The organism is Streptomyces coeruleofuscus (assembly GCF_039532725.1).
GTDB lineage: Bacteria > Actinomycetota > Actinomycetes > Streptomycetales > Streptomycetaceae > Streptomyces > Streptomyces coeruleofuscus.
Map to the genome: position 1 here is coordinate 114,125 of NZ_BAAASE010000006.1, position 13,769 is coordinate 127,893.

The window sequence follows — 13,769 nt, forward strand, 5'->3', positions numbered from 1 at the left end:
TGTCAGGGCGCAGGGCTGACCTTCGGTCTGGCCTGCACGTACCATCCCGCGCATGGGGAAGTGGGGATTTCTGCTGGGGCTGCTTTTTGCCGGAATGCTTGGTTGGGCGTTGGCTGGAGCGGTGACCAGTGGCTGCGGGCCATCGCGTCGAGGCGGCTGTGGTGTTCCAGACGGGGCCGGCTGGTATTTCGCAGCGATGATGACCGCGCCGTTGCTGTTGGTCTTCCTCGCGCACTCAGTGACCCGCCACGGCGGCGGGGGGCCAACAGCACTGGGTGTCTCTGCCGGGTTCCTCGTGAGCATCGCATTCGTACTGTCCAATGACCCAGTGCTGCCACGCATGTGGGGCCTGACTGTGGTTCTTGCGGGCTTGGCGATCGGTACGCCCCTCGTCGCGTGGCGCCTGCGTCGCAACCGACGTACTTCGCCCGCTCGGAGGTGGCAGCCTTGATACGCCGCCATGAACTGTCCGATGGGTGAGCGGGAGTTCGTCCGGTCGCCTCTGCATGCGCCGATCAGAGACTCGGCCGCCGGGGGAGCCTAAGTGCCGGGAACCGGCCGACGCACGGGGTTAACGCGCGGCGACCGTCGCCCCGGGTGCCGGGCCGGCGGCCGTCCGCACGGTCCGGCACGTGCCGGACGCCACCAGCGCCTGCGCCACCGCGGCCGCCGACTCCGGGCCGCGGACGAGGAACGCCGTGGTCGGGCCGGAACCGGAGACCAGGGCGGCGAGGGCGCCGGCGGCGCGGCCCGTGGCCAGGGTGCCGGCGAGTTCCGGGAACAGGGAGAGGGCGGCCGGCTGGAGGTCGTTGGAGACGGCGGCGGCGAGCGCGTCCGGGTCGCCCTTCGCCAGGGCCGCGAGGAGTTCCTGGGAGGCGACGGGCTCGGGGATGTCCGTGCCCTCGCCGAGCCGGTCGAACTCCCGGAACACGGCCGGGGTGGACAGGCCGCGGCCGGCCATCGCGAACACCCAGTGGAAGGTGCCGCCGACCTCCAGGGGCGTCAGCTGCTCCCCCCGCCCGATGCCGAGGGCTGCCCCGCCGACCAGGCTGAACGGCACGTCGCTGCCCAACTCGGCGCAGATGTCGAGCAGTTCATCCCGGGATGCGCCGGTCCCCCACAGCGCGTCGCAGGCGACCAGCGCGCCGGCGCCGTCCGCGCTGCCGCCCGCCATGCCGCCGGCGACGGGGATGTCCTTGGCGATGTGGATGTGCACGCCGGGCGTCCGGCCGTACCGCTCGGCGAGCGCTTCGGCCGCCCGCGCGGCCAGGTTCGTACGGTCCAGGGGGACCTGGGCGGCGTCCGGGCCCTCGCAGGTGACGCGGAACTCGTCGGCCGGGGTGACGGTGACCTCGTCGTAGAGGCCGACGGCGAGGAAGACGTTGGCCAGGGGGTGGAAGCCGTCGGGGCGGGCGGGGCCGACCGCGAGCTGGACGTTGACCTTGGCGGGGACCCGGACCGTCACGCTCACGCGGACTCCTCCTCCTGGGGCTGGTTCTGCTTGTGCTCGGCGATCCGCGCGAACTCCTCCACGGTCAGCGACTCGCCCCGCGCCTGCGGTGAGACCCCGGCGGCGACGAGGGCCGCCTCCGCGGCGGCGGCGGACCCGGCCCAGCCGGCGAGCGCGGCCCGCAGCGTCTTGCGGCGCTGGGCGAAGGCGGCGTCGACGACGGCGAACACCTCGCGCCTGGAGGCCGTCGTCTTCAGCGGTTCGGTCCGGCGGACGAGGGAGACCAGGCCGCTGTCGACGTTGGGCGCGGGCCAGAAGACGTTCCGCCCGATGGCGCCGGCCCGCTTGACCTCGGCGTACCAGTTGGCCTTGACCGACGGGACGCCGTACACCTTCGAGCCGGGCGGGGCGGCGAGGCGGTCGGCGACCTCCGACTGGACCATGACCAGGGTGCGTTCGATGCTCGGGAAGGCTTCGAGCATGTGCAGCAGGACCGGGACGGCCACGTTGTACGGGAGGTTGGCGACCAGCGCGGTCGGGGCGGGGCCGGGCAGCTCCGTGACGTGCATCGCGTCGGAGTGGACGAGGGCGAACCGGTCGGCGCGCCCGGGCATGCGGGCCGTGATGGTGGCGGGCAGCGCGGCGGCGAGCACGTCGTCGATCTCGACGGCCGTGACGCGGTCGGCGACCTCCAGCAGGGCGAGCGTCAGTGACCCGAGGCCCGGCCCTACCTCGACGACCACGTCGTCGGGGTGGACCTGTGCGGTGCGGACGATACGGCGGACGGTGTTCGCGTCGATCACGAAGTTCTGGCCGCGTTGCTTGGTGGGGCGTACGCCGAGGGCTGTCGCGAGCTCGCGGACGTCGGCGGGGCCGAGGAGGGCGTCGGGGGCGGGGCTGGTCACGGGGACAAGGGTACGGGGGGTTCGGGGGGCGGGTTTCTTCGCCTGCGGTCCACCCCTACCCGCGCAAGCGGCCCCCGCAGTGCGGCCAAGGGCTCGCCCCCCGCCGCACATACAGCTTCTTCGCGCGGTACGTCTGTTCCGCCGCCGGGGCGTCCTGGGGGCGGCCCTTGCCGCCGAGGGCCTGCCAGGTCTGGGTGTCGAACTGGTAGAGGCCGCCGTAGGTGCCCGACGAGTCGACCGCGTCGGGGCGGCCGCCGGACTCGCAGGCCGCGAGGCCCTGCCAGTCGAGGTGGTCGGCGCCCTGCACGGACGTCGGTCGCGGCTTCGTGCCGACCTTCACCACTTGCGGGCGGGGCTCGCGTACCACCTCTGACCGGATCCGGCGCGGCTTCTGCTTGACGCCGTTGACGGTGCGCAGGGAGTAGGTGACCCGGCGCAGGCCGGGCCGGCCCGCCTCTTCGACGACCTCCGTGCCGCGGAACAGGGCCGGGTCGTCGGTGCGCCGCACCTGGAAGGGGATCGGCTCCTCGCGGACCTCCTTGCCGCCGGTGATGCGCAGCACCGTGACGGTCTGCCCGTCGCGCGGGAAGCTCGCCTGCGGGACCGACGTGGTGTCCTGGCCGCGCAGGGTGATCCCGGCCTCCTCGACGGCCTCCCGCACGGTCGCCGCGTTGGTGCGGACGGTGCGGGCACGGCCGTCCGCCATGATCGTGACCGCGCGTTCGGTCCGCACGTCCAGCGCGAGCCCTTCCCGCCCGATCCGCCGGGAGCGCGACGTGGACACGTACGCGCCCTCCTGTCGCACCCCCAGTTGCCGCAGCGCCCCCTCCACGGTGTGTGCCGTCGTCCACACCTCGCTCCGCTCTCCGTCGAGGGTGAGCCGCAGGGGGCGGCCGTAGTGCACGGCGACCTCGTCGCCGCTGGTGAGCTCCGTGCCGGGTCCGGGTGCCACCACGTCGTGGGCGCCGACGTCGACGCCCTCCTCCGCCAGCAGCTCGGTGACGTCGTCGGCGAAGGTGTGCAGGGTGCGCGCCTTGCCGTCGACGTTCAGCTCGATCGCCTTGTCCTTGGCGACGAACGCCGTGGTGCCGCCCGCCAGGAAGGCGACGACCAGGGCCTGCGGGAGCAGCCGCCGCATGGAGCCGTCGCCCGGCCGCTCGGCGTACCGCGCCTTGCGTCGGCGCGCGGACCGCCGGTGCGAACCGGCGCGCGCCGCGGCGCGGGCTTCGGCGCGCGCTTCCACGCGCGTGGTGCGCGCGCCGGTCGCGGGTGGTGCCGCACCGTCGTCCGGGACGCCCTGCCGGGGCACCCCGGGCAGGGGCGGCACCTCGTAGGCGGGCCGGTAGGTGTCCTCGTAGGCGACGGGCGCCCCGGGCGGTCCGTACCCGAGCGTCTCGGCGCTGTACAGCTCGGCGGGCGGCGCGTCGAAACCGCCGTACACCGGGTCAGCGTAGGGCGGGCCGTACGTCTCGTACGTCCCGGATGTCTCGTACGTCTTGTAGGTCTCGTACTGCGAGTTGCTCACGCCGACACGCTCCAGGGGCCGGAGGGGGTCCAGAGGGGTCCGGATCGGGCCCCCAGAACCTAGCGGAGCGTTCGTCACTCTCCAAAGCGACGCGACTACGCACAGTCGTGCGGCGCGGCTGGGGTCAGTAGCCGAAGGCGCGCGCCGTGTTGTCCGCGAGAGCCGTCGCCAGCGTGTCCTCGTCGACGCCGCGCACCCCGGCCATGGCCCGCACGGTGATCGGCACGAGGTACGGGGCGTTGGGCCGGCCGCGGTAGGGCACCGGCGTGAGGAAGGGCGCATCCGTCTCCACCAGCAGAAGCTCCGGCGGGGCCACCGCCACCGCGTCCCGCAGGTTCTGGGCGTTCTTGAAGGTGACGTTGCCGGCGAAGGACATGAAGTAGCCCGCGCTCGCGCAGATCTCCGCCATCTCGGCGTCGCCGGAGTAGCAGTGGAAGACGGTGCGCTCGGGGGCGCCCTCCTCCTTCAGCACGCGCAGGACGTCGGCGTGGGCGTCGCGGTCGTGGATGACCAGGGCCTTGCCGTGCCGCTTGGCGATCTCGATGTGGGCGCGGAAGGACCTCTCCTGCGCGTCTTTGCCCTCGGGCCCGGTGCGGAAGTAGTCGAGGCCCGTCTCCCCGACGCCCTTGACCTGCTCCAGCCCGGCCAGCCGGTCGATCTCGGCGAGGGCGTCGTCCAAAGCGGCCTGGCCGCCCGGCTCGCGCGCGCCCTGCCTCGACCAGCCGTCGGGGTCGCCGTGCACGATGCGCGGGGCCTCGTTCGGATGCAGGGCGACCGTCGCGTGGACGGCGTCGTACGCGGCCGCCGTCTCGGCCGCCCAGCGGGAGCCCGCCAGGTCGCAGCCGACCTGCACGACGGTCGTCACTCCCACCGACGCCGCCTTCGCCAGCGCCTCCTCGACGGTGCCGGACTGCATGTCCAGATGGGTGTGGGAGTCGGCGACCGGCACCCGGAGGGGTTCCGGGAGCGGGGGCGCGGCGTTCTTGCCGGAGTCGTTCGAAGGCATGCCCCGATCCTACGAAGGGGCACGCCCTCCCCGATGGGGGAGGACCGGGGAGGGCGCCGACAAGGGGAGCCGGACGGGTCAGCTCGCCTTGCGCTGGAAGGGGTGCAACAGGTCGGACAGCTGCCAGTGGTGGTGCTCGGGCTTCTCGTCAGCGCCCTCCGGCACGGGCGCCTCCACGGGCCCGGCGAGCGGCGGCACGCGGTGATGCCGGTGCTCCGCGTTGCGCGCCGACTCGACCCGCCCGGGCCGCATGATCCGTACGACGTGCCCGTCGCAGTTCTGGCACGTGGGCTTGCTCAGCGGGGAGGGCACGACCTTGCCGTCCGCCACGTAGAAGACGACCTCGTGTCCCGCGGCGTCCGTGTGGTGCTCTATCTCGTAGGACTGCTCCCAGCCGTACCCGCAGCGCATGCAGGCGAAGGAGTACGACTCGTTGACGACGGCGTTCGCACCGGCGCGGAGCCCGGTCTGCCCTGCGATCTCACTCATGCCAGCTCCTGTTCCGCTGTGGCGTGAGGACGATTCCGTCCCCGCGACCCAGTGGACTCCCCGGCCGGACCGAAGGCAGCAGAACTGTCGACTGTTGGCGCCGTTTTGGGGGGTTCCTTGCCTCAGCGCCCGTCGCCTTTGCCCACCCATGGGATGCGCCCCGAAGGGGCGCGGGACCGTATCGATGTGCGGCTCCGCCGCGTGGGCGTGATCAACCACACACGACCCGCACCCCGCGAAGCACCCGAGGCCCCACCCCGACCCGGCTACCCCGCGGCGTTCTTCGCGGCGACCACCGCGTCGAAAACCTGCCGCTTCGGCACCCCGGCCTCCTGAGCCACCGCGGCGATCGCCTCCTTGCGCCGCTCCCCGGCCTCCTCCCGCACCCGGACCCGCCGCACCAGCTCCTCCGCCGTGACGTCGTCGGGACCTCGCTCCGGCGCCCCCTCCACCACCACGGTGATCTCCCCGCGCACACCCTCCGCGGCCCAGGCGGCCAGCTCGCCCAGCCCCCCGCGCCGTACTTCCTCGTACGTCTTGGTCAGCTCCCGGCACACCGCGGCCCGCCGCTCCGCCCCGAACACCTCGGCCATCGCCGCGAGCGTGTCGTCGAGCCGGTGCGGGGCCTCGAAGTAGACGAGCGTGCGCCGCTCCCCGGCCACCTCACGCAGCCGCCCCAGCCGCTCCCCGGCCTTGCGCGGCAGGAACCCCTCGAAGCAGAACCGGTCGACGGGCAGACCCGACAGCGCGAGCGCGGTGAGCACGGCGGACGGCCCGGGCACGGCGGTGACCCGCACGTCCCGCTCCACGGCGGCGGCGACCAGCCGGTAGCCGGGGTCGGACACCGACGGCATCCCCGCGTCCGTGACGAGCAGCACCCGCGCCCCGCCCACCAGCTCTTCCACCAGCTCCGGCGTCCGCGCGGACTCGTTGCCCTCGAAGTACGACACCACCCGCCCCTTGGGTGTGACGCCGAGCGCCTGGGTCAGCCGCCGCAGCCGCCGCGTGTCCTCGGCGGCGACGACATCGGCTCCGGCCAGTTCCTCGGCGAGCCGGGGCGGGGCGTCCGCGATGTCGCCGATGGGGGTGCCTGCGAGTACGAGGGTTCCGGTCACGCCCTCCATCCTCCCAGGGGCCGAGGAGGGGGACGCATACCGGCCATGCACGGGACTCACACAGCACGGTTCCCTACGATGGCGCGGTGACCAGTACCGCGTCCTCCACGGACACCCGGCAGGGCCAGGCGCCGCACGAGCAGCGGCCGCCCTGGCAGCAGCGGCTGCGCCGCTTCGGCTACCAGCGCCCACGAAGCGACGCCGGTGACGTCCGTGACCGGCTGGTGCCGCCGTACACCGAGCCCGGCCCCCGCCTGTGGGCCGCGCTCGGCATCCCGCACACGCTCGCGGGTCGGCTGGTGCGCTGGTCGGGCTGGATCGGCCCGCTGCTCGTCACCCTGCTGGCGGGCGTGCTGCGGTTCTGGAACCTGGGCAATCCCAAGGCGGTGATATTCGACGAGACGTACTACGCCAAGGACGCGTGGGCGCTCGTCCACCGCGGTTTTGAAGTCAACTGGGACAAGAACGCCAACGACCTGGTCCTCTCGTCCGGCGGGCACGTCACCATCCCGACGGACGCGGCGTACGTCGTGCACCCTCCGGTCGGCAAGTACGTCATCGGGCTCGGCGAGCTGCTGTTCGGTTTCGACCCGTTCGGCTGGCGGTTCATGACGGCGCTGCTCGGCACGCTGTCCGTGCTGCTGCTGTGCCGGATCGGCCGCCGGCTGTTCCGCTCGACGTTCCTGGGGTGCCTGGCGGGCGCGCTGATGGCGGTGGACGGCCTGCACTTCGTGATGAGCCGCACGGCGCTGCTCGACGGCGTGCTGATGTTCTTCGTGCTGGCCGCGTTCGGCTGTCTGCTCGTCGACCGGGACAAGGCCCGCGAAAAACTCGCCGCGGCGCTCCCGGTGGACGCCGACGGGCGGGTCCGCCCCGACCGGCACGTCGCCGAGACGGCCCGCCTGGGGTGGCGCCCCTGGCGCTGGGCGGCGGGCGTGATGCTGGGCCTGGCCTTCGCCACGAAGTGGAACGGCCTCTACATCCTGGCCGCGTTCTGCCTGATGGCGGTCCTGTGGGACGTCGGCACGCGCAGGGTCGCCGGCGCCCGGCACCCGTACTCGGCGGTGTTCCGGCGCGACACGGGCCTGGCGTTCGTCGCCACGGTCCCCGTCGCGATCGTCACCTACGTGCTGTCCTGGACCGGCTGGATCCTCTCCGCCACCGACGGCAAAGGCGGCTACTTCCGCAACTGGGCCGCGACCGACGGCAAGGGCGGCAGCTGGACCTTCCTGCCCGACTGGCTGCGCAGCCTGTGGCACTACGAGCACCAGGTGTACGAGTTCCACGTCGGCCTGTCCTCGCCGCACACCTACCAGTCCAACCCGTGGAGCTGGCTGGTCCTGGGCCGCCCGGTGTCGTACTTCTACGAGTCCCCCGCGCCCGGCCGGAACGGCTGCCCCGCGGACGCCGGCGAGAAGTGCGCCCGAGAGGTCCTGGCCCTCGGCACGCCGCTGCTGTGGTGGGTCGCCTGCTTCGCGGTCCTCTACGTCCTGTGGCGCTGGCTGTTCCGCCGCGACTGGCGCGCGGGTGCCATCGCCTGCGCCATCGCGGCCGGCTACCTGCCCTGGTTCATGTACCAGGAGCGCACGATCTTCTTCTTCTACGCCATCGTCTTCCTGCCGTTCCTGTGCTTGGCGGTGGCCATGCTCCTCGGCGCGATCATCGGCCCGCCCCGCTCCACGGACACCCGCCGTGTCGTGGGCGCCACGGGCGCGGGCGTACTCGTCCTGCTGATCGTGTGGAACTTCATCTACTTCTGGCCGCTGTACACGGGCCAGGCCATCCCGATCGACGACTGGCGGGCGCGGATGTGGCTGGACACCTGGGTCTAGCCGGTCAGCTGCGAGGATGGTGCGGCTCATCACACGAAACGGGGGGTCGAGCATGCTCGTGCTCATGCTGTCGGTCGTCGTGCTGCTCGTCATCGGCGGCTGCGTCTGCGTCTTCTGGGCGGCCCGGGGCGACGCCCCGCGCTGGGCACGTGGGGTGGCCAAGGCGACGCTGCTCGGCAGCGAACTGGCCCGTAGCGCGGACGGGAGCTCCCGCTCACGGCAGAGCGGCGGGGACGACTAGCCGAATAATCCCGGCACGCTGTCCGGGCGTGGTGCGTGTTCGGTCAAAAATCGAAACAACCGTCCCTGTCGTCACCCTCTGCGCTTAGAGTGCTCCCGGATCGAGCGTTCTGAACGCGTTCAAAGGAGCGCGTGAAGCTCGAGGGGGAGGGGACCGCCCAATGGGCAAGGGGGTCAAGGCCGCTGTCATAGGCGGCGTGTTCACGGTGATGGTGGGCGGGGCCGGGTACGGGGCCTACAACATCATGAGCGCGCTGAACGGGGACGGGGGCGGCACGAGCGGGGTGGCCGCGGAGAAGGAGTCGGGGCCGCCCGACGAGGACGAGGTCAAGGAGACCACGGCCAAGTTCTTCGGCGCCTGGGAGAAGGGCGATGCCGCCACGGCGGCGTCGTACACGAACAACGACGCGGCCGCCGAGCAGCTGCTGACCGCCTTCGGGGACGACGCGCACATCACCGGCGTGAAGATCACGCCCGGCGCGGCGAGCGGCACCACCGTGCCGTACACGGTGAAGGCCAAGGTGGCCTACGACGGGAAGTCCAAGCCGCTGAGCTACAGCGGCAAGCTGAAGGTGGTGCGCGGGCTCACCACCGGACGGCCGCTGATCGACTGGCAGCCGTCCGTCGTGCACCCCGAGCTGAAGAAGGACGACACGCTCGTCACGGAGCGGTCGGCCAGCCCGCCCATCGAGGCGGTCGGCCGCGACGGCTCCGTGCTGACGAAGGAGAAGTACCCCTCCCTCGGCCCGGTCCTGGACGCCCTGCGCGACACATACGGCGAGAAGTCCGGCGGTTCGCCCGGCGTCGAACTGGTCGTCCGGCACACCGGCGGGAGCGCTCCCGACACCCCGCTGCTCACCCTCGCCGAGGGCAAGCCCGGCAAGCTCGTCACCACGATCAGCCCGAGCGCGCAGTCGGCGGCCGAGAAGGCGGTCAAGCGGTTCGCCCAGTCGTCGGTGGTGGCCGTCAAGCCGAGCACCGGCGAGGTGCTGGCTGTGGCGAACAACCGTACGGACGGCTTCAACGCGGCCTTCGAGGGCGAGGCCGCACCCGGCTCCACGATGAAGATCATCACCGCCGCGATGCTCATCGACAACGGCGTGACCTCGATGAACGGTCCGGCACCCTGCCCGGCCGACGCCGTGTGGCAGGGCCAGAGGTTCGAGAACATCACCGACATGCGGCCCGACGAGAGCGCCACCCTCGCCAACAGCTTCATGCGGTCCTGCAACACCGCCTTCATCAAGCTCATCGACGAGAAGCCGCTCACGGACGCCTCGCTGACCCAGGAGGCCGAGCAGCGCTTCGGCCTGGGGCAGGACAACTGGAAGACCGGCATCGTCTCCTTCGACGGCAGCGTCCCCGAAGTCAGCGGCCCGGACCGGGCGGCCGGTGCCATCGGGCAGGGCCAGGTGCAGATGAGCCCGCTGAACATGGCCTCGGTGACCGCGACCGCGATCACCGGCACCTTCCGCCAGCCCTATCTCGTCTCGCCGAAGCTGGACGACCGTCAGTTCGCCCGGGCCCAGGGCCTGAAGGCGAGCACCGCCGCCCAGCTGAAGCAGATGATGCGGCTCACCGCCATCCAGGGCACCGCCCAGGAGGCCATGGCCGGGCTCGGCGGCGACATCGGCGCCAAGACCGGTTCCGCCGAGGTCGACGGGAACGCCAAGTCCAACAGCTGGTTCACCGGGTTCCGCGACGACATCGCGGCGGCGGCCATGACCGAGCAGGGCGGCCACGGCGGCGACGCGGCCGGGCCGATTGTCGCAGCCGTGCTACGAACAGGTGGCTGATCTCACCTCCGCCGGACGGGACTCTAGGGTGGTGGCCGTCGTTGGGACTGCCGAGGGCAACGGGGACCCTGGGAATTCGTGGAGGAACGAACAGCTGTGGGCAACAGAAGGCGCGTCGCCGAGCAAGGGAAGACGAGGCCCGCCGTGATCGGCGGGATGATCGCCGTGGTCGTCGGCGGTGCCGGGCTCGGCGCCTACGCGCTGTACGGCGGCGCGTCGGCCGACGACGGCACCCGGGCGGCCTCCACCGACCAGAAGCCCGAGGTGAAGACCGGGCCCCTGTCGGCGACCGAGGTCACCACCACCGCCAAGGCCTTCCTCACCGCCTGGCAGTCGGGGAAGGTCACCGAGGCCGCCGCGGCCACGGACGACTCGGCCGCGGCGAAGTCCCTGCTCACCGGCTACACGAAGGACGCCCGCATCAAGGACGTCACCCTCACCCCGGGCACGCCCGCGGGCGACAAGGTGCCGTTCTCCGTCAAGGCCACGGTGTCGTACAAGGACACCGAGAAGCCGCTGGCGTACGACAGCGCGCTGACCGTCGTCCGCCGCACGAGCGACGGAAAGCCGCTGGTCGACTGGCACTCCGCGGTCGTCCACCCCGATCTGGAGGACGGCGACAAGCTGGTCACCGGCGAGGCGGGCACACCCCCGGTCAAGGCGCTCGACCGGGACGGCGGCGAGCTGACCGAGAAGAAGTACGCCTCGCTGGGGCCCGTCCTGGACGGGCTGCGCGAGAAGTACGGCAAGAAGGCGGGCGGCAAGGCCGGCATCGAGCTCCGGGTCGAGCGCGGGAAGTCCGCCGAGTCGGACGACCTGTCCGACAAGACCCTGCTGGAGCTGAGCAAGGGCACGCCCGGCACGGTGAAGACCACGCTGGACCCCGCCCTCCAGGCGGCGGCCGAGAAGCAGGTCGCGAAGAAGGCCCGGTCGTCGGTGGCCATGGTGCGGCCCTCGACCGGTGAGATCCTGGCCGCCGCCAACGCCTCGCCCGGCTTCAACACCGCCTTCCAGGGTTCCCTGGCGCCCGGCTCCACGATGAAGGTCATCACCGCGTCGCTGCTGCTCGAGAAGAACCTGGCCTCGGCGGACAAGAAGCACCCGTGCCCGAAGTACTTCACGTACGGGCACTGGAAGTTCCAGAACGACAAGAAGTTCGAGATCAAGAACGGCACGTTCAAGGCGAGCTTCGCCCGCTCCTGCAACACGGCCTTCATCAGCCAGGCGCCCAAGCTCAAGGACGACGACCTGACCAAGCAGGCCCAGCAGGTCTTCGGCCTGGGGCTGAACAACTGGGCGATCGGTGTGCCGTCCTTCGACGGGGCGGTGCCGGTGCAGTCGGCGGCCCAGATGGGTGCCTCGCTGATCGGGCAGGGCGGGGTCCGGATGAACCCGCTGAACATGGCGTCGGTGTCGGCGACGGTCAAGTCCGGCACCTTCCGCCAGCCGTACCTGGTCTCCCCGGACGTGGACGGCCGCAAGCTCGCGACGGCCTCGCGCACACTGTCGGCCGGCACGCTGTCCCAGCTGCGTGAGCTGATGTCGTACACGGCCGACTACGGCACGGCCGCGGAGGCGATGGCCGGGGTCGGCGGCGACGCCGGCGCGAAGACCGGGTCCGCCGAGGTCGACGGGCAGAAGAAGCCGAACGGCTGGTTCACCGCCTACCGGGGTGATCTGGCGGCCGCGGGCGTGGTCCAGCAGGGCGGCCACGGCGGCGAGACGGCCGGGCCGATCGTGGCGGCGCTGCTGAAGACGGGCGGCTGAGCCCCGGGGTCGATGCTCAGTGAGTGACCGGTTCCGCGGCGGCCATGTACGTCCGCCGCAGGAACCGCAGCAGCGCCTGCCGTTCGAACTGCACCACCGACACCCCTTGCGCGGAGTGGAACTCCACGACGGCCTGCACCCGGCCGCACGGCCACACCCGGACCTCACCACTGCCCGCGGGGGCCCGCAGCCCCTCCTCCAGCAGCCGGCGGTCGAAGGTCCACTCGCGCGCCCCGGCTCCGGGCAGCCCGACCCGTACGGCGCCCGGGTCCCGCTCGGGGTCGTAGCGCAGCGTGACCGGGACCGCTTCCCGCTCCGCGTCTAGTGGGATGTCCGCATCCGTGACGATGTGGGCTCGCGCGTACTGCTCGACTACGGACATCCGACGGGCCTTTCACCGTGCGCTACCTGCGTGGAGACTGTGCGTCCACTTCCCTTCCAATGTCGCATATTTTCCGGATTGCGCCCCTGGAGGCCGGACATATCACGGATGAGATAAAACGAGCATCACGCTCTTGCAAATCGTTCGCATCTAGCCACATCATCGAACGGTGCATGTACCTGACGGATTCATCAACGCGCCCACCTCCGCCGCCACCGGTGTGATCGCCGCGGGTGCCATCGCCGTGAGCCTGCGCGGCGCGCGCCGGGAACTCGACGAGCGGACGGCACCGCTGGCCGGACTCGTCGCCGCGTTCATCTTCGCGGTGCAGATGCTGAACTTCCCCGTCGCGGCGGGGACCAGCGGCCATCTGCTCGGCGGTGCGCTCGCCGCGATACTCGTCGGCCCCTACACAGGGGTCCTGTGCGTCTCCGTCGTCCTGCTCATGCAGGGCATCCTCTTCGCGGACGGCGGCCTGACCGCGCTCGGCGTCAACATCACCAACATGGCGATCGTCACCACGGTCGTCGCCTACGCCCTCTTCCGCGGCCTGGTGAAGGTGCTGCCCCGCACCCGCCGGTCGGTCACCGTGGCCTCCTTCGTGGCCGCCCTGGTCTCCGTGCCGGCCTCCGCCCTGGCCTTCACGCTGATGTTCGCGATCGGCGGCACCACCGACGTGTCGATCGGCAAGGTCGCCACCGCCATGGTCGGCGTGCACGTCCTGATCGGCATCGGCGAGGCCGCGATCACCGCGCTGACCGTCGGCTCGGTCATCGCCGTACGCCCGGACCTGGTGTACGGGGCGCGCGGCCTCACGCAGAAGCTCAAGCTGCGGGTGAACGGCGAACTCGTCGACGCGTCACAGGCCGAGCCGGAACCCGCCCCCGTGGCCGCCCGGACCTCGCACCGCAAGGTGTGGGCGGCGGGCCTGGCCGCCTCCCTGGTCCTGGCCGGGTTCGTCAGCTTCTACGCCTCCGCCGACCCCGACGGCCTGGAGAAGGTCGCCGCCGACCACGGCATCGACAAGAAGGCCGAGGAGCACGCCGTGGCCGACTCCCCGCTCGCCGACTACGGCGTCGAGGACGTCGACGACGCCCGCCTGTCCGGCGGGCTGGCGGGTGTCATCGGCGTCGGCGTCACGGTCGTCGCGGGCAGCGCGGTCTTCTGGGCCGTACGCCGTCGCCGTTCGGACGACACGTCCCCGTCGGACACGACGGACACGACCGACACGACGCGCACCACAAGCACGACGAGCGTCTGAC

The 13,769-nt window shown here is 71.9% G+C and carries 12 protein-coding genes; 5 read left to right on the forward strand and 7 right to left on the reverse strand.

Going from position 1 to position 13,769, the window contains the following annotated elements; translation table 11 throughout:
* Positions 1 to 571: 571 nt before the first annotated feature.
* The 6 genes from ABFX81_RS23965 to rsmI form a co-directional block, all read right to left on the reverse strand.
* On the reverse strand, positions 572 to 1,471 hold the full coding sequence (locus ABFX81_RS23965; protein WP_346138632.1) for a 4-(cytidine 5'-diphospho)-2-C-methyl-D-erythritol kinase: 900 nt from the start codon (positions 1,469 to 1,471) through the stop codon (positions 572 to 574).
* Positions 1,468 to 2,355 carry a 16S rRNA (adenine(1518)-N(6)/adenine(1519)-N(6))-dimethyltransferase RsmA gene (gene rsmA / locus ABFX81_RS23970; protein WP_086855483.1) on the reverse strand — a complete coding sequence of 296 codons (888 nt, stop codon included), beginning with the start codon at positions 2,353 to 2,355 and terminating at the stop codon, positions 1,468 to 1,470. The genes ABFX81_RS23965 and rsmA overlap by 4 nt, the downstream gene beginning before the upstream one ends.
* A 55-nt stretch (positions 2,356 to 2,410) precedes the next feature.
* A complete protein-coding gene (locus ABFX81_RS23975; protein ID WP_086854158.1) occupies positions 2,411 to 3,880 on the reverse strand; it encodes a ubiquitin-like domain-containing protein in 1,470 nt (489 codons plus the stop codon).
* Positions 3,881 to 4,004: 124 nt separating this feature from the next.
* Positions 4,005 to 4,886 (reverse strand): TatD family hydrolase, encoded by an 882-nt coding sequence (locus ABFX81_RS23980; protein ID WP_086854159.1) that lies wholly within the window; start codon positions 4,884 to 4,886, stop codon positions 4,005 to 4,007.
* Between the two features lie 78 nt (positions 4,887 to 4,964).
* Positions 4,965 to 5,375 (reverse strand): hypothetical protein, encoded by a 411-nt coding sequence (locus ABFX81_RS23985; protein ID WP_086854160.1) that lies wholly within the window; start codon positions 5,373 to 5,375, stop codon positions 4,965 to 4,967.
* Between the two features lie 266 nt (positions 5,376 to 5,641).
* On the reverse strand, positions 5,642 to 6,490 hold the full coding sequence (gene rsmI / locus ABFX81_RS23990; RefSeq protein ID WP_346138633.1) for a 16S rRNA (cytidine(1402)-2'-O)-methyltransferase: 849 nt from the start codon (positions 6,488 to 6,490) through the stop codon (positions 5,642 to 5,644).
* A gap of 86 nt (positions 6,491 to 6,576) precedes the next feature.
* Here rsmI and ABFX81_RS23995 point away from each other — a divergent pair, with 86 nt between their 5' ends.
* From ABFX81_RS23995 to ABFX81_RS24010, 4 genes are all read left to right on the forward strand, one after another.
* Complete coding sequence (locus ABFX81_RS23995) at positions 6,577 to 8,322, forward strand: phospholipid carrier-dependent glycosyltransferase (RefSeq protein ID WP_086853911.1); 1,746 nt, start codon at positions 6,577 to 6,579, stop codon at positions 8,320 to 8,322.
* A 52-nt stretch (positions 8,323 to 8,374) separates the two neighbouring features.
* On the forward strand, positions 8,375 to 8,563 hold the full coding sequence (locus ABFX81_RS24000) for a hypothetical protein (protein WP_086853913.1): 189 nt from the start codon (positions 8,375 to 8,377) through the stop codon (positions 8,561 to 8,563).
* Between the two features lie 160 nt (positions 8,564 to 8,723).
* A complete protein-coding gene (locus ABFX81_RS24005) occupies positions 8,724 to 10,358 on the forward strand; it encodes a penicillin-binding transpeptidase domain-containing protein (protein WP_346138635.1) in 1,635 nt (544 codons plus the stop codon).
* Positions 10,359 to 10,454: 96 nt separating this feature from the next.
* Positions 10,455 to 12,125, forward strand: a complete 1,671-nt coding sequence (locus ABFX81_RS24010) for a penicillin-binding transpeptidase domain-containing protein (protein WP_086852004.1) — start codon at positions 10,455 to 10,457, stop codon at positions 12,123 to 12,125.
* Positions 12,126 to 12,141: 16 nt separating this feature from the next.
* Here the strand turns inward: ABFX81_RS24010 and ABFX81_RS24015 are convergent, their stop codons facing one another.
* Complete coding sequence (locus ABFX81_RS24015; RefSeq protein WP_086852002.1) at positions 12,142 to 12,507, reverse strand: SsgA family sporulation/cell division regulator; 366 nt, start codon at positions 12,505 to 12,507, stop codon at positions 12,142 to 12,144.
* Between the two features lie 169 nt (positions 12,508 to 12,676).
* Here ABFX81_RS24015 and ABFX81_RS24020 point away from each other — a divergent pair, with 169 nt between their 5' ends.
* Positions 12,677 to 13,768 carry an energy-coupling factor ABC transporter permease gene (locus ABFX81_RS24020; RefSeq protein ID WP_086852000.1) on the forward strand — a complete coding sequence of 364 codons (1,092 nt, stop codon included), beginning with the start codon at positions 12,677 to 12,679 and terminating at the stop codon, positions 13,766 to 13,768.
* Position 13,769 lies beyond the last annotated feature (1 nt).

Bases quoted from the DNA above. Each gene is read 5' to 3' on its own strand.
- ABFX81_RS24005 (WP_346138635.1), top strand. From the start codon at position 8,724: ATGGGCAAGGGGGTCAAGGCCGCTGTCATAGGCGGCGTGTTCACGGTG.
- ABFX81_RS24000 (WP_086853913.1), top strand. From the start codon at position 8,375: ATGCTCGTGCTCATGCTGTCGGTCGTCGTGCTGCTCGTCATCGGCGGC.
- ABFX81_RS23980 (WP_086854159.1), bottom strand. From the start codon at position 4,886: ATGCCTTCGAACGACTCCGGCAAGAACGCCGCGCCCCCGCTCCCGGAA.
- ABFX81_RS23985 (WP_086854160.1), bottom strand. From the start codon at position 5,375: ATGAGTGAGATCGCAGGGCAGACCGGGCTCCGCGCCGGTGCGAACGCC.
- ABFX81_RS24015 (WP_086852002.1), bottom strand. From the start codon at position 12,507: ATGTCCGTAGTCGAGCAGTACGCGCGAGCCCACATCGTCACGGATGCG.